Raw genomic sequence first — 17,234 nt, forward strand, 5'->3', positions numbered from 1 at the left:
ACCGCCACCAACACATGCTCATCGCAACCCACACGGAAAAGCGTTGCCCGCAAAGGAATCTCAACCGACAAATCAAACGCGTAGCGCGCCGCCGCCTCGATGACCTCCTGCAACCGGTTGGCGGACCAGCCGTCGGTCTTGACCACGTCCCATCTGACGGCGGATTGGGTGGGCGGCAGGACGATCTGCTGGGGGTTTCCCTCGGGTGCGGTGAAGACGGTCCGCAAACTTTCGTGCCGCGCCACCACGTCGCCCAGTGCGGCACGCAAAGCGTCGGTGTCGAGTGGACCCTCCAGTCGCAGCGCCGCCGCCATGTTGTAGACGGGCGACGGCCCGTGCAGTTGGTCGATAATCCACAACCGGGACTGGGCGAACGACAGTGGGACCGTCGGCGGGCGTTCGCAGGGCACCAACGGCGCCAGGCCACCCCCGCCGGCGCCGACGCGGGGGGCCAGCTGCGCGACCGTGGGGGCCTCGAACAGCTCTCGCACCGAAAGGCGGCTGTCCAGGCCGTTATTGATGGCCGCGATCACCCGCATCGCCGACAGCGAGTCACCACCCAGATCGAAGAAGGAATCGTCCACGCCGACCCGCTCGACACCGAGGACTTGGGCGTAGATGCCGGCCAGGATCTCTTCGACCGCGGTGGCCGGGGCGCGGTAGTGATCGGCGTCCCGGTAGTCGGGCAGGGGCAGGGCCTGGGTGTCGAGCTTGCCGTTGAGGGTGGTGGGTAGTGCCGGCAAGGCCACGATGGCCGCCGGGATCATGTAGGCCGGTAGCCGCTCGGCCAGCGCGGTGCGGAGTTCGCTGGGGTCGGCGGTGCCGGTGAGGTAGCCCACGAGGCGTTTGTCGCCGGGGCGGTCCTCGCGCACGACGACCACCGCTTCGTCGACGCCCTCCAAAGCGGCGAGGGCCGAGCGGATCTCGCCGACCTCGATGCGGTAACCGCGAATCTTGACCTGCTCGTCGGCGCGCCCCACGTACTGCAGCTGGCCGTCGATCCCCCAGCGCACCAGGTCCCCGCTGCGATACATCCGGTGTCCGGGCTCGCCGAACGGGCACGCCACAAACCGCGATGCGGTCAACCCGGCCCGGTGCACGTATCCCAGGCCCACCCCGGACCCGGCCACATACAATTCCCCGACCGCCCCGGCCGGCACCGGCCGCAGCCACCCGTCGAGGACGAAGAACGCGGCGCCTGCCACCGGCGAACCAATCGCCGGCGTCCCCGACCCGGCCACCAACGGCGCGCTCATCGACACCCACATGGTGGTCTCGGTCGGCCCGTACACGTTGACCATCGCGCGGCCCGGCGCCCACCGATCCACCACCTGCGCGGGGCACGGCTCGGCCCCCACCACCAGCGCCGCCCTCACCCCTTGAGGCGAGAGCACGCCGAGCGCCGACGGCGTCTGGGTCAGTACGGATACCCGCTCGCCCACCACCAACTCGTGCAGATCGTCACCGCAGCGCGTCACCGCGTCGGGCACCACCACCAGGTGTCCGCCGTGCAGCAACGCACCCCAGATCTCCCACACCGAGAAGTCAAAGGACAACGAATGGCATTGAGTCCAAACGCGTCCCGCACCCAACAAGTCACCCCCGGCCAACGCCGCAAACAGCTGCGTGACGTTGCGATGGGTGACCGCCACCCCCTTGGGCACTCCCGTCGTCCCCGACGTGTAAATCACGTGCGCCACATCGTCGGGGCCCGGCCCGACCCAGCCCGCGCCCGACTGCGCCGCAACCGCGGAATCGTCAACCTGCACCACCGCGCCGGCGAACCCACCCAGGTGCGACCGCAATCCCTGCCCGACGACCGCCACCGCCGCCCCCGAATCGGCGAGCATGAACTCCGCCCGGCCCGGCGGCACCCCCGGATCGATCGGCAGGTACGCCGCCCCCGACTTCAACACCCCCAGCAGCGCGATCACCGCCTCCCCCGACCGCTGCACCAGCAACGCCACGCAGTCCCCCGGACCGACACCACGCCCGACGAGCCAGCGCGCCAACCGGTTCGACGTCGCGTCCAGCTCGCGGTATGACCACGATCGGCCCCCACACGACACCGCGACCGCCTCGGGAGTGCGCTCCGCCCATACCCCGAACAACTCCGGAATAGACCGTCCCGGCGCACGATCGGCCGCGGCCGCCCAGTTCCCCCACCCGGCCAGGCGGGCCCGCTCTGGCTCTTCGAGGACGTCGATCGACAGCAACCGCCGCGTCGTATCGGCGGTCAGCGCCACCAGCACCCGTTCCAAGCGGCCCGCCAGATGGGCGGCCTCGAAGCTGGACAGGGGCTCCCAGGCGCCCGCCGTGCTCAGGGAGATCCCGTCCCCGTCGCCGGAGAAGATCAGCCCGAAACCACTTGCCTGGCCGGAATTCGTGTAGGACGCCGAGGCGGTGACACCACCGAAGGGCAGGGTGAAATCGGACGGGATGAAATTGACGCTCACCCGCTCGGGCGGCCCGACCGGGCCGCGGGCCTTGCGCTCCAACGCCTGCACCGGAAACCGTTGATGCTCAATGGCTTCGCGAATCCGGGTGTCGACGTGCAGGCAGAAATCGGCGACCGTGAGTTCGGGCGCCACGCGCAATACCAGCGGCACCACCCCGGCGACCATGCCGGGGAGCGTCTTCGATTCCGGGCGCACTCGCCGGTTGACCGGGAAGTCGAGGACCACCTCCGAGCCACCGCCGGTCCAGCCACGCACCAACAGCGCGCACGCCGCGGTGATGACCGACGTCGGGGACACGCCCCACACGTGGGATAGCTTGTGGACCCGGCGGAGGATGCCGGAGTCCAACGCGACCGGCGCGGATGGCCAGGGATCGCGCTCACCCGTCGCGCGCGGGGCCTGATGGGGTCCCGCGTCGATCGCGGGCAGGTTCTTCACCCAGTACGCCTCGTCGTCGCGGTAGTCGCCGGACGTTTCGTACCGTGACTCGCAGTCGAGAAGGTCCCGCAGTGACCCGAAGACGGCCGGCGGGATGGGGGCGGCGGAGACGATCGCGGAGTAGATCGAGGCGATGCGGTGACCGACGAGCGCGACGCCGGTTCCGTCGACGATGATGTGGTGGCAGCACGCGAACAGGTGAAACTGGTCCGCACGGGTCTGGAAGAGGGCGAACCTGAACAGCGGACCCGTCAACGGCATCGGCGTTCGCTGGATCGACAACGCTATCCGCCGGGCCTCTTCGATGGCGTCGTCCGAACCGGTCAGGTCATGGAAAGCCAGCTCGATGTCGGAGCATTCGATCGGCCGCTGGAACACCTGACCGTCCGCCTCGACGAAACAAGCCCGCGCCGGTTCGGCTTCTTCAACCGCTTGGCGGATCGCCCACTTCAGGGCGTCACGTTGGACCCTGCCGTCGATCCGGACGAAGAGGCCGATCTGCCACTCCGTGCCGGAGTGGCCCGTCTCCTGCGCGAGCCAGATGTCTAGTTGGCCGCGCGTGAGCGGAAGGGCTTGCTCACCAAGCTGCATCCAACTTCCCAACCATGAGGTTCACCGTTCAAACCCCCGGTTGACTGCAGCCGCTCGACCGAACCCTCCGCAATGCCCGTTCGGTTCCGCGTGATGGAGCGCACGACCGCGGCGCGATCCGCGTGCGGTTCCTCGCCCCTGTTGCCGCCCGTCGCCGACTAAGCCGGGGCCGCGGATGTCGTCATCGAACGGATCGACACACACAGTTTCTCCACCAACTTAGTCAACATGAGTGCAACAGTCTGAAAGATTAATCGAGGGCGAGAATGTGCGCTAGAGGTTTCGAAAAGTCTCACCTGTCTTACAGCACTCCTCTAACCGCGCACAAAAGATACGCAAAGAATGTTTTTGAGCGACAAACCGGATACACGGTTCGGGACGGCCCGCGTGGGACCGTCCCGAACCGGGTGTCGTGCTAGAGCAGGCCGAGCAACTGCAGGTCGGTCACGTACTTGACGATCACCGCCGGCGAGACGTGCGGGATGTCGTTGTCCGTGCCGATCTTGGCTTCCTGCACTGCGGCGCGGAATCGATCGGTCGGGGCGAACGCCCCGGTGGCCGGTTCGGGCGCCTGCAACTGGTTGTAGCCCGGGACTTGCAGCATCTGCAGGACCGAGTGCTTGCGCTGGTGCTCCGGCAACTCGCGCAGCGCGGCCTCGAACCGCTGCAGCCACTCCCCGAAGTCGTCGATGCGCTCGATCGGGTAGCCGGCCTCGATCAGCCAGTCGACGTACTCGTCGATGCCGATGCCGTCGTCGTGCGGGTTCATCACGTGATACGTCTCGAACCCTTCGACCACCTGGGAGCCGAGCGTGGTGACCGCCTCGGCGACGAACTCCACCGGCAGCGCGTCGAAGTGCGAACGCTGCCGGTTGCCCTCGGCGTCCAGCTGGTAGAACGACCGCGGAGCGATGCCGGTGGCCACCAGGCTCAGCACCATCCGGGTGAACATGTCCGACAGGTTGAACTGGCCGGCGTAGCTGGTGTCGGACAGGATCATGTCCGAGCGGAACACCGAGACGGGCAGCCCGCACAGGTCGTTGGCCTCGCGCAGCAGCACCTCGCCGGCCCACTTGCTGTTCCCGTAGCCGTTGGCGTAGCTGCCGTCGACCTTGCGGATCGGGCTGATGACGCGGATGTCGGCGTCTTCGGTGAACGCCGCCGGATCGATCTGGCGGCCGACGTCCGAGGTCGACACGTACGCGTACGGCTTCATCCTGCTGGTCAGCGCGATCCGGATCAGCTCGGCCGTGCCCGCGACGTTCGGGCCGAACAGCTCGCTGTAAGGCAGCACGCCGTTGACCAGGGCCGCCGAGTCGACGATCAGGTCGACGGTGTCGGCCAGCCGCTCCCACGTCTGCTCGTCGAGACCCAGGCCGGGCTGACCCTTGTCACCGGCGATCACCTCGAGGTGGTCGGCCGCGAGGTCCTGGAAGTAACGCAGCAGCTTCGGGTCACCGCTGTCGAACGTCTTCTCCAGCCGCTGACGCGCCTCCTCGTCGGAGCCGCCCCGCACCAAGCAGATCAGCTTGCCGCCCACCAACTCGAGCTGCTCGAGCCACTGCAGCGCCAGATAACGCCCCAGGAACCCCGTCGCCCCCGTCAACAGGACCGTCCGCACCTCCGAGCTCGGCCCCGGCAGCGCGGGCGCGGCGCTCAGCGTCGCGGCGTCGATGAACCTGTCCAAAGTGAGATCGCTGGCGTAGACCTGCGTGGCATCAGGTCCGTGCACGGAGGCGAAGCTGGGGCCGCCGGCCTCGGCTTCGCCCGCAGAGCCGGCATCGCGTTCGGCCCGGTGGGCGAGGCCCCGCACCGACGGCGCCTCGAACAGGGTGCGCACCGAGAGGTTGGCGTCGAGGGCCGTGTTGATCTCGGCGATCACCCGCATCGCGGACAGCGAATCGCCGCCCAGGTCGAAGAACGAATCCTCGACCGACACCCGCTGCAATCCGAGCACGCGGCCGTAGATGTCGGCCAGGGTCTCCTCCACCGGCGTGGCCGGGGCCCGGTACTCGCCACCGGTCTTCTGGTACTCGGGGGCGGGCAGGGCGCGCTTGTCGAGCTTGCCGTTGACGGTCAGCGGCAGCGCGTCCAGCACCACCACCGCGACCGGCACCATGTAGGCGGGCAGGCGCTCACCCAGCTGGGCCCGAACCTGGGCGGGGTCGGCGGTGCCGGTGATGTAACCGACCAGCCGCTTGTCGCCGGGGCGGTCCTCGCGGGCGATCACCGCCGCCTGCTCCACCCCGTCCAGACCCGCCAGGGCGGCCTGGATTTCGCCGAGCTCGATGCGGTAGCCGCGGATCTTGACCTGCTCGTCGACTCGGCCCAGGTACTGCAGTTGGCCGTCGGCGCCCCAGCGCACCAGGTCCCCGGTGCGATACATCCGGGCGCCGGGCGCTCCGAACGGGCAGGCGATGAACCGCGAGGCCGTCAGGCCCGGGCGGCGCGCATAGCCGGACGCCACGCCGCGACCGGCGATGTACAGCTCACCGACGACGCCTTCGGGCGCCGGCCGCAGCCACTTGTCCAGGACGAACAGGGCGGCCCCGGGGACCGGGGAACCGATCGGCGCTCCGCCGTCCGCGCTCAACGGCGCGCTCATCGCCGCGTACACCGTGCCCTCGGTCGGACCGTAGGCGTTGATCAGCACCCGACCCGGCGCCCACCGCTCGACCACCTCGGGCGGGCAAGCCTCGCCGGCGACCACCAGGGCCATCGAGTCCAGCCCCTCCGGGGAGAGCATTCCCACCGCGGACGGGGTCTGGCTGAGCACGGTGACCTGCTCCGCGACCAGCAGCGCGTGCAGCTCCTTCGGGGAACCGGCCACCGACTCGGGCACCACGACCAGCCGGCCGCCGTGCAACAGCGCGCCGAAGATCTCGTGGACCGAGACGTCGAAGACCAGCGAATGCCACTGCGCCCACACACCCGGGTCCGGCAGGTCGGCGTGCAGCTTCTCGAGCAGCTGCGTCGCGTTGTGGTGCGTGACCGCCACGCCCTTCGGGACACCGGTAGTGCCGGACGTGTAGATCAGGTACGCGATGTCCTCGGGGGCCGGGCCCGGCAACGCCGTGGCGGGCTGGGCGTCCAACGACGGGTCGTTGACGTCGATCACCAACAGGTCGGAGCCGTCCAGCCGCGACCGCAACTCGGCCGTCGTGACGACGCCGACGGGCGCGGCGTCGGCGAGCACGAACTCGATCCGCGCCGCCGGGACCGCCGGGTCGATCGGCAGATAGGCCGCGCCGGTCTTCAGCACCGCCATGATCGACACGATCGCCTCGGCCGACCGGGACAGCAGCAGCGCCACGCTTTCGCCCGGCCGCGCGCCGTGCTCGGCCAGCAGGTGGGCCATCCGGTTCGCGGCCTCGTCGAGCTCGCGATAGCTCATCGAGTGGCTGTCGAACGTCAACGCCGGCGCCTCCGGCGTCCGGGCCACCTGCTTGGCGAATAGCGACACGATCGACGCCTTCGCGCCCACGGGCGCGGTCAACACCGACCGATTGCCCCACTCGTCGAGGCGGGCGCGCTCGCCCCCGTCCAAGACGTCCATCGAGGACAGCCGCTGACTGGAGTCGGCGGTCATGCCCGCCAGCACCCGCTGGAACCGTTCGATCAGCGACTCGATCCCGGCGGTGTCGAACACGCTCGTGTCGAACTCGACGCGCAGGCCCAGTTCACGGCCCGGAAGCGCCATCACCGAGAGCGGGTAGTGGTTGTACTCGCGGTTGGTGACGTCGGTGATCGCCAGCTCGTGGAAGCCCAGCGGCACGCTGGTGTCGATCGGGTAGTTCTCGTAGAGGAACAGTGTGTCGAAGAGCTGGTCGTGACCGGTGACGCGGTGAATCTCGTTCAGCGCCAAGTGCTCGTGCTCGATCGTGTTGTTGTGGGCGTTCTGCAGCTGCTGCAGCAGCTCGACCACGGTGGTGGCCGCGGTGATGTTGGCGCGCACCGGCACGGTGTTGATCAGCAAACCCACCATCGACTCGGCGCCGACCAGGTCGGCCGGCCGGCCGGACACCGCGGTGCCGAAGGCGACGTCGTGCTGGCCGGTCAGCCACATCAGCAGCTGCGCCCAGGCGCCCTGCAGCACGGTGTTGATGGTGGTGTGGCAGGAGCGGGCGAGTTCGCCCAGCGCCCGCGTCGTCTCGGCGGGCAGCCGGTACGACTCGACGCCCCGCCGGCCGAGGCCGAGCCGGGCCGGCGGCCCGACCAAGGTGGGCGCGTCGAACCCGGCCATCACCTCGGCCCAGGCGGCGCGGGCCGCCGTGCGGTCCTGGGCCGCGAGCCAGGTCAGGTAGCTGCGGTAGGACGCGGGCGCGGGCAACCGGTCGCCGTAGTAGCTCGTCAGGATCTCGCGCAGCATGATCGGCAGCGACCAGCCGTCCATCACGATGTGGTGGTTGGTCAGCACGAACCGGTGCCGGTTGTCGGCGGTGCGGATCAGCGCGGCGCGGAAGGCGGGCCGGTTGGCGAGGTCGCTGACCGCGGCGCGCTCGGCGGCGCAGAGCTGTTCGATCTTCTCGTCGGGGTCCAGGTCGTCTGCGCCGAGCTGGATGTACCGCCACGCCATCACCGGGTCGGCCGGGATGACCTGCACCGGCTCGCCGAACTGGGGGCAGAATCGGGCCGCCAGGTTGGGGTGCCGGTCGACCACGGCGTGCACGGCCTCGCGCAGCCGGTGCGCGTCGAGGTCTCCGGTCACGGTGATGCCGAGTTGCACCGCGTACACGTCGTCGCCCACGTCGTGCGCGAAGCTGGCGTGGAAGAGCAGCCCCTGCTGCAGCGGGGTCAACGGCAACACGTCGGCAACCGCGTACTGCTGGCATAGGTCGTCGAGCTGCTGCTGGGTCAGTCGAGCGGGCGCGATGTCCGACGGCGTGAACCCGCCCCCGCCGCTGCGTACGTGCGCGCAGATGCCGGCCAGGGCCTCGAACCACAGCTGGCTCAACCGGCTGACCTGCTCGTGGTCCAGCGCCGAGGGCGCCCAGGTCCAGTTCGCCTGCAGGTGCGGGCCGGCCTCGGTGTCCATGGTCCCGGCGTTGAGGTCGACGGTGTGCATCAGCGGCATCGGCAGCGCCGCGCTCGCGGCGCCGGTGAACGACAGGCTGTCCTGGCTGATCCGCCACATCTCGCCGGGCAGATCCGCCGCCGCGCCCAGCCGTCCCAGGTAGTTGAACCCGATGACCGGGTCCGACCCGTCCAGGTCGACGTCGGTGTTGACGTAACGCAGCAGCCCGTAGGTCAGCGGGTCGGGCAGGGCACGCAGTTGCTCCTTGGCCTTCTTGACCAGCGCTCCCAGCGCCCGGTCACCGGCCATCACCTGCGCCCAGTCCAGTTCGCCGACGGTCAGCGCGATGGGGTACTTGGTGGTGAACCACCCGACGGTGCGCGACAGGTCGACGTGCGGGCCCAGCTCCTCGTGCCGGCCGTGGCCCTCGACGTCGATGCCGATCGGGGCGCCGGTGCCGACGAACCGCGCCCACGCCAGCCCGAACGCGATCAGCAGGATGTCCTGGACGCCGGCGTGGAACGCCGCGGGCACCTCGCCCAGCAGCGACCGGGTGGTCTCCACGTCCAGCGACACCGAGAGCTGCTTGGCCGTCTCGTAGGTGTCGACGTCGGGGCGCACCGCCGGCAACAGCGCCGGGGTCGCCGCGACCTCTCGCCACGCCTCGGCCGTCTCGACGACCTCGGGCCGCTGGGCGTGCTCCTCCAGCATCGCTGACCACCGGGCGAACGAGGTTCCGCCCGTCGGCAACGCCACGGGCTGCCCGCTGTGGTGCTGGGCCCAGGCGATGTTCAAGTCTTCCAACAGGATTCGCCACGACACGCCGTCAACGGCCAGGTGGTGAATCATCAGCGCCAATTGGGCCGTGGATTCCGCCCACACGGCGCGGAACATGATGCCCGCGGCGGGGTTCAGCTGCGAGCGCGCCGCCACCAGCGCCGCGTCGGACAGCGCGTCGACGGTGTGCATGCACGTGCCGGCGTCGACCGAGCCGACCTCGGGCACATGCATCGACCAGCCGCCCGCGCCGTCGTCGTCGACCCGCAGCCGCAGCGTGGCGTGCCGGTCCAGCAGCGACTGCAGGACCACCTGCACGTCGTCGCGGGTGACGCCGGCCGGAGCCTGCACCACCATGGTCTGGTTGAACTGGTCGGTCGGGCCCTCGACCTGCTGCAGCCAGCGCATGATCGGGGTCGCCGACACCGGGCCGATGCCCTCGTCGACTTCCTCGTCGTCGGAGGCCACGCGGGCCACCCGGGCCAGCTTGGCCACGGTCTGCTCGACGAAGACGTCGCGCGGCCGGCACACCACGCCGGCCGCCCGGGCGCGCGCCACCACCTGCATGGACAGGATGCTGTCGCCGCCGAGGTCGAAGAACGAGTCGTCCACACCGACCCGCTCGAGTCCCAGGACCTGGGCGTAGATGGCGGTCAGCGTCTCTTCGACGGCCGTGGTGGGTGCGCGGTATTCGCCGCTGGTCTTGTGGTACTCGGGGGCCGGCAGGGCGCGCTTGTCGAGCTTGCCGTTGACCGTCAGCGGCAGGGCGTCCAGCACCACGACGGCCGCGGGCACCATGTAGCTGGGCAGCCGCTCGCCGAGCCGGGTGCGGATCTCGGCCGGGTCGGCGGTCCCCGTCACGTAGCCCACCAGCCGCTTGTCGCCGGGCCGGTCCTCGCGGGCGATGACGGCCGCCTGGTCCACGCCGTCCAGCGCGGCGAGCGCCGACTGGATCTCGCCCAGCTCGATGCGGTAGCCGCGGATCTTGACCTGCTCGTCGGCCCGGCCCAGGTACTGCAGCTGGCCGTCGACGCCCCAGCGCACCAAGTCGCCGGTGCGGTACATGCGCGCACCGGGCGCCCCGAACGGGCAGGCGATGAAGCGCGAGGCCGTCAGGCCCGGCCGGCGGACATATCCGGATGCCACGCCGCGACCGGCGATGTACAGCTCGCCCACGACGCCCTCCGGCGCGGGGCGCAACCACTTGTCGAGCACGAAGAGCGCCGCCCCGGGCACGGGCGAGCCGATCGGCGGCGCCCCGGACTCCGCCTTCAGCGGCGCGCTCATCGACGCATAGACCGTGCCCTCGGTCGGGCCGTAGGCGTTGATCATCACCCGGCGCGGGGCCCAGCGATCCACCACCTCGGACGGGCAGGCCTCGCCGGCCACGATCAGGGCGGTCGCATCCAAGCCATCGGGCGACAGCATCCCCACCGCCGACGGGGTCTGGCACAACACGGTGACCTTCTCCGCGACCAGCAGCGCGTGCAGCTCATCCGGCGATCCGGCTACCGACTCGGGCACCACGACCAGCCGGCCACCGTGCAGCAGCGGGCCCCAGATCTCCCACACCGACACGTCGAACACCAGCGAATGCCACTGCGACCACACACCGGCCTTCGGCAGGTCGGCGGGCAGCTTGTTCAGCAGCTGGGTGACGTTCTGGTGCGTGACCGCCACACCCTTCGGGGTACCGGTCGTGCCCGAGGTGTAGATCATGTACGCGATGTCCTCGGGGGCCGGCCCGTCCAGCGCCGAGCTCGGCTGGTCTTCCACCGCCGGGTCGGCCACGTCGACGACCAGCAGGTCGAACCCGTCCAGGCGTGAGCGCAGTTCGCCCGTCGTGACCGCGGCGACCGGCGCCGCGTCGCCGAGCATGAACTCCATGCGGGCCGCCGGGACCGCCGGGTCGATGGGCAGGTACGCCGCACCGGTCTTGAGCACCGCCAGGATGGACACGATCGCCTCGGCCGAGCGCGACAGCAGCAGCGCCACACACGCACCCGGGCGCGCGCCGTGGTCGGCCAGCAGGTGCGCGAGCCGGTTCGCGGCCTCGTCGAGTTCGGCGTAGGTCAGCGAGCGGCCCTCGAACGTCAGCGCCGGAGCGTCCGGCACGCGCGCGACCTGCTTGGCGAACAACGCCGGAATCGACACCGCCCCCGTGACCGGAGCGGTCAGCACCTCGCGGTTGCCCCACTCGTCGAGGCGGTCGTGCTCGCCGCCATCAAGCAAGTCGATCGACAACAATCGCCGCCCCGCGCCGACGGTCATGACTGCTCCTCCACATCTGCGGTCATGGCTTCCAGCACGCGCCTGAACCGCTCAACCAACCTCTCGATTCTGCCCGTGTCGAAGACTTCTGTATCGAATTCGACACGAAGACTTATTTCGTGACCAGGCACGGCCTGGACCGACAGCGGGTAGTGGTTGTATTCCCGATTTGTAAATCCGCTAATAGCCAGCTCATCGACGGCAGACAACGCTGCGGTGTCGATCGGGTAGTTCTCGTACACGAACATGGTGTCGAACAACTGGTCGTGTCCCGTTACACGGTGGATCTCGTTGAGCGCCAGATGCTGGTGCTCGAGGGTGTCGTTGTAGGCGCCTTGTAGCTGGTTGAGCAGGTCGGCGATCGTGGTTTCGGCGCCGATCGTCGCCCGCACCGGCACCGTGTTGATCAGCAGCCCGACCATCTGGTCGGCGCCGGCCAAATCGGTCGGCCTGCCCGACACCGCTGTGCCGAAAGTCACATCGTGCTGACCGGTCAGCCACATCAGCAGCTGCGCCCACGCGGCCTGCAGCACGGTGCTGACGGTGGTGTGGCAGGAGCGGGCCAGTTCACCCAGCGCCCGCGTGGTCTCCGCCGACACCTGGAAGGAGGACACGCCGCGAGGGCCGAGGCTGACCCGGCCGGGCGGACCGACCAAGGTCGGCGCCTCGAAGCCGGCCAGCACCCGCCGCCACGCCGCCTGCGCCGCGCCGCGGTCCTGCGCCGCCAACCAGTCGACGAACTTGCGGTACGGCACCGGGGCGGGCAACTGCACCCCGTAGTAGGCAGCGAAGATCTCCTGCAGCAGGATCGGCTTCGACCAGCCATCGAGCACGATGTGGTGGTTCGTCAGCACGAACCGGTGCCGGTTGTCGGCGGTGCGGATCAGCGCGGCCCGGAAGGCCGGGCGCTCCGCCAGGTCGCAGACCGCGGCGCGCTCGGCGGCGCACAGCTGCTGGATCTGCTCTTCCGGTTCGGCGTCTTCGGCGTCGAGTTCGACGTAATGCCACGACAGGGCGGGCTCGGCCGACAAAACCTGCACGGGCTCGCCGAAATCCTCGATGAAGTGCGCCACCACGTTGGGATGCCGCTTGATCATCGTGTGCACGGCGTCGCGCAACCGGTGCGAGTCGAGGGCCCCGTTCACGCTGATGTCGAGTTGGACGGCGTACAGGTCGTCGCTGCCGTGCTCGCTGCCGGTGTGGAAGAGCAGGCCCTGCTGCAGCGGGGTCAAGGGCAACACGTCGGCGACCGGGTAGCGCTGGCACAGCTCGTCGATGTCCCGCTGCGTCAACCGGGCGGGGGCCAGGTCCGACGGAGTCAGGCCGCCGCCACCGCTGCGGACGTGGCTGCAGATGCCGCTCAGCGCGTCGAACCACAATTCGCTCAGGCGGGCCACCTGGGCCTCGTCGAGCGCCGAGCGCGCCCAGGTCCAGTTGGCCTGCAGGAGCGGACCGCCCGCGGTGTCCAGGGTGCCGGCGTTGAGCTCGACGGTGTGCGGCAACGGCATCGGCACCGCGGTCGCCGCGCCGGCGGACGCCAGGCTGTCCTGGTCGAGCCGCCACAGTTCGCTGGACACGTCGCCGGCGCCGCCCAGCCGCCCGAGGTAGTTGAACCCGATCACCGGGTCGGACACGTCCAGTTCGACGTCGGGATTCAGGTAGCGCAGCAGCCCGTAGGTCAGGCCGTCGGGCAGGGCGCGCAGCTGTTCCTTGGCGTCCTTGACCAGCGCCCCCAGCTCCGCCTCACCCGCGACGACCTGCCCCCAGGACAGCCCGCCGATCTGCAACGCGACCGGGTACTTGGTGGTGAACCAGCCCACCGTGCGGGACAGGTCGACGTGCGGGCCCAACTCCTCTTGGCGGCCGTGGCCCTCGACGTCGATGCCGATCGGTGCGCCGGTGCCCACAAACTGCGCCCAGGCCAACCCGAACGCGATCAACAGGATGTCCTGCACGCCGGCGTGGAACGCCGCGGGCACCTCGCCCAGCAACAACCGGGTGGTGTCGGCGTCCAGCGACACCGACAGCTGTCCCGCACTGACGTAGGTGTCGATGTCGGGCCGAACCGACGGCAACGGCGCCGGGGTCGACGAGATCTGCCGCCACGCGTCGGCCGTCTTGGCGACGTCCGGTCGGCGCGCGTGCTCCGCCAGCAGCGACGACCACCGCGCGAACGACATGCCGCCCACCGGCAGCGCCACCGGCTGCCCGCTGTGGTGTTGAGCCCAGGCGATGTTCAAGTCTTCCAACAGGATTCGCCACGACACGCCGTCGACGGCCAGGTGGTGAATGATCAGCGCCAGCTGGCCGGTGGCGGGCACCCACACCGCGCGCAGCATCGCGCCGCTGGCCGGGTTCAGCTGCGCGACCGCCGTCGCCAACGCCGCGTCGGACAACGTCTCCACGGTGTGCACGCAACCGGCGGCGTCGACTTCGCCGACCTCGGACACCCGCAGCGACCAGCCGCCCGCGCCGTCGTCGTCGACCCGCAGCCGCAGCATCGCGTGCCGATCCAGCAAAGCCTGCAGCACCAGCACGACGTCGGCTTCGCCGACCCCCGCCGGGGCCTGTACCACCATCGTCTGGTTGAACTGCTCGACCGGACCGTCGACGCTGTGCAGCCAGCGCATGATCGGGGTCGCGACCACCGGCCCGATGCCCTCGTCGACCACGTCGTCGTCGGTGGCCAGCGAGGCCACCCGGGCCAGCCGGGCCACGCTCTGCTCGACGAAGATGTCGCGCGGGCGGCAGACGACGCCGGCCGCCCGGGCGCGGGCGACGACCTGCATCGACAGGATGCTGTCGCCGCCGAGGTCGAAGAACGAATCGTCGACGCCGACGCGCTCGACTCCGAGCACCTGGGCGTAGATGCCGGCCAGGATCTCCTCGATGGCCGTGCTCGGGGCGCGGTAATGATCGGAGTCGGAGTATTCCGGCGCCGGCAGCGCGCGGGTGTCGAGTTTGCCGTTGACGGTCAGCGGCAGCGCCTCGAGCACCACCACCGCGGTGGGCACCATGTAGGTCGGCAGCCGCTCGCCGAGCTGATTGCGGATCTCGGCCGGGTCGGCGGTTCCGGTCACGTAGCCCACCAGCCGCTTGTCGCCGGGGCGGTCCTCGCGGGCGATCACGGCCGCCTCGTTGACGCCGTCCAGCGCGGCCAGGGCGGCGTGCACCTCGCCGAGCTCGATGCGGTAGCCGCGGATCTTGACCTGCTCGTCGGCGCGGCCCATGTATTGCAGCTGGCCGTCGGCGCCCCAGCGCACCAGGTCGCCGGTGCGGTACATGCGGGCACCGGACCCGCCGAACGGGCACGCCACAAACCGGGTGGCGGACAGCCCGGACCGGCCCACATACCCGTACGCCAGGCCCCGGCCGGCCACGTACAACTCGCCGACCACGCCTTCCGGCACGGGGCGCAGCCACCCGTCCAGGACGAAGAAGCCCAGGTGGGCCAGCGGCACGCCGATCGGGCTGGCGTTGGTGTCGACATCTCCGTCGACGATCTCCCGGAACGAGGCGTGCACCGTGGTCTCGGTGATGCCGTACATATTGATCAGGCGCGGCAGCCCGGGGTGGTGGTGCAGCCACTTGCCCAGCCGGTGGGGTTCGAGCGCCTCGCCGCCGAACACCACCGTCTGCAGCTTCAGCTGCTGGCCCAGCTCGGGTGCCAGCGAATCCGCGGTCTGCAGCGCGTAGAACGCCGACGGCGTCTGGCTCAGCACGCTGACCTGTTCCCGAACCAGCATCGCGTGCAGCTCTTCGGGCGAGCGGACCACCGCGTCGGGGACGATCACCAGCCGGCCGCCGTACAACAGCGACCCGAAGATCTCCCACACCGAGAAGTCGAAGGCCAGCGAGTGGCACTGCGTCCACACCTGCCCCAGCGCCAGCTGCGCGTCCAAGGACTCCAGTAGCTGGGTGACGTTGCGGTGTGGCACGGCCACGCCCTTGGGCGTGCCGGTGGTTCCGGACGTGTAGATGATGTAGGCGATGTTGTCCGGCGCCGGCGCGGGCAGCCCGTCGCCGGTCTGGCCGGCGACGGCGGGGTCGTCGAAATCGATGACGTCCAGGTTTTGGCCGTCGAGCCTCGACCGCACCTCGGCGGTGGTGACGGCGGCGATGGGTGCGGCATCCCCGAGCACGAACTCGATGCGCGCCGCCGGCACCGTCGGGTCGACGGGCAGGTAGGCCGCCCCGGTCTTGAGAACCGCCAGGATCGCCACGACGGCCTCGGCCGTCCTGGGGAACAGCACCGCGACGCGCTCCCCCGGGCCGGCGCCCCGGCTCACCAGCAGGTGGGCCAGGCGGTTCGCGGACTCCTCGACCTCGCCGTACGTCCAGGAGCGGTCGCCGTCCGTGATCGCCACCGCGTCGGGGCCGCGGGCCGCCTGCGCGGCGAACAGCTCCGGAATCGACGCCAGTTTGGGCGCCGCCTCGGCCAGCACCGGCCGGTTGCCCCAGTCGTCGAGCCGGGTGTGCTCGGCGGCGTCGAGCAGGTCGACCGAGGACAGGCGGCGGGCGGGGTCGGCCGTCATCGCCACCATCACCTGCTGCAGCCGGTCGATGAGCGTGTTGATGGCGGCGGCGGTGAACACCTCGGTGTCGAATTCGACGCGCAGGCTCAGCTCGTGACCCGGCGAGGCCACCACGGACAGCGGGTAGTGGTTGTATTCGCGGCTGCTGAAGTCGGTGATGGCCAGCTCGTGCACGCCCAGCAGCGCACCCGCGTCGATCGGGTAGTTCTCGTAGAGGAACAGGGTGTCGAACAACTGGTCGTGGCCGGTGACCCGGTGGATCTCGGGCAGGGCCAGGTGCTGGTAGTCGACGGTGTCGTTGTGCAGGCGTTGCAGCTGGTCGAGCAGGTCGGCGACGGTGGTGGTCGCGGTGATGGTCGCCCGCACGGGCACCGTGTTGATCAGCAGGCCGACCATCGCGTCCGCGCCCGGCAGTTCGGTGGGACGTCCCGAGACGGCGGTGCCGAAGGCGACGTCGTGCTGGCCGGTCAGCCACGTGAGCAGCTGCGTCCACGCGCCCTGCAGCACGGTGCTGATGGTGGTGCGGCAGGAGCGCGCCAGCTCGCCCAGCGCGTGCGTGGTGTCGGCGGGCACGTGGAAGGCGGCTACGCCGCGCTTCCCGATCTGCCCGAGCGGGCCGACCAGGGTGGGGGTCTCGAAGCCGGCCAGCGCCTGGGCCCACGCCGCTTGGGCGGCGGCGCGGTCCTGGTTGGTGAGCCACGTGACGAAGCTGCGGTACGACGGCGCGGCGGGCAACCGTTCCCCGTAGTAGCTGGCGAACACTTCCTGCAGCAGCACGGGCAGCGACCAGCCGTCGACCACGATGTGGTGGATGGTCAGCACGAACCGATGCCGGTCGCCCGCCGTGCGGATCAGCGCGCCCCGGAATGACGGCTTGTCGGCCAGGTCGCACACCGCGGCGCGTTCGTCGGCGCACAGCTGCTCGACCTGCTCGTCGACGTCGCCGCCGTCCAGCTCGACATACCGCCAGGCCATCTGGGGCTCGGCCGGAATGATCTGCACAGGCTCGCCGAAGTCCTCGGAGAACCGGGCGACCAGGTTGGGGTGGCGCCTGACGGCGGTGTGGACCGCCTCGCGCAGGACATGGACGACCTCTACGCGGTGCAGCTCGGGATCACCGTCAGCGGTGCGCTCGACGCGGCGCGCCGC

3 protein-coding genes and 1 pseudogene are annotated in these 17,234 nt (G+C 70.2%); all 4 read right to left on the minus strand.

Annotated features, from left to right (window positions below; all coding sequences use genetic code 11):
- A partial coding sequence (locus tag A5691_RS11470) for a non-ribosomal peptide synthetase (RefSeq protein ID WP_068266579.1) occupies positions 1 to 3,488 on the minus strand: 3,488 nt, incomplete at its 3' end.
- Between the two features lie 415 nt (positions 3,489 to 3,903).
- Positions 3,904 to 11,550, minus strand: coding sequence for a non-ribosomal peptide synthetase (locus A5691_RS11475; RefSeq protein ID WP_068016376.1), 7,647 nt, complete (start codon positions 11,548 to 11,550; stop codon positions 3,904 to 3,906).
- Positions 11,547 to 14,180 carry a condensation domain-containing protein gene (locus A5691_RS29110; protein ID WP_369830456.1) on the minus strand — a complete coding sequence of 878 codons (2,634 nt, stop codon included), beginning with the start codon at positions 14,178 to 14,180 and terminating at the stop codon, positions 11,547 to 11,549. The genes A5691_RS11475 and A5691_RS29110 overlap by 4 nt, the downstream gene beginning before the upstream one ends.
- Before the next feature lie 129 nt (positions 14,181 to 14,309).
- Positions 14,310 to 17,192, minus strand: a pseudogene (locus A5691_RS29115) (amino acid adenylation domain-containing protein); the annotation flags it as partial.
- Positions 17,193 to 17,234: the final 42 nt, after the last annotated feature.

The sequence above is a fragment of the Mycobacterium sp. E183 genome (assembly GCF_001667735.1).
In the GTDB taxonomy this organism is placed as follows: Bacteria; Actinomycetota; Actinomycetes; order Mycobacteriales; family Mycobacteriaceae; genus Mycobacterium.

Coding starts and splice junctions, on each gene's coding strand:
- A5691_RS11475 (WP_068016376.1), bottom strand. CDS start 11,550: ATGACCGTCGGCGCGGGGCGGCGATTGTTGTCGATCGACTTGCTTGAT.
- A5691_RS29110 (WP_369830456.1), bottom strand. CDS start 14,180: ATGCGCTGGCTGCACAGCGTCGACGGTCCGGTCGAGCAGTTCAACCAG.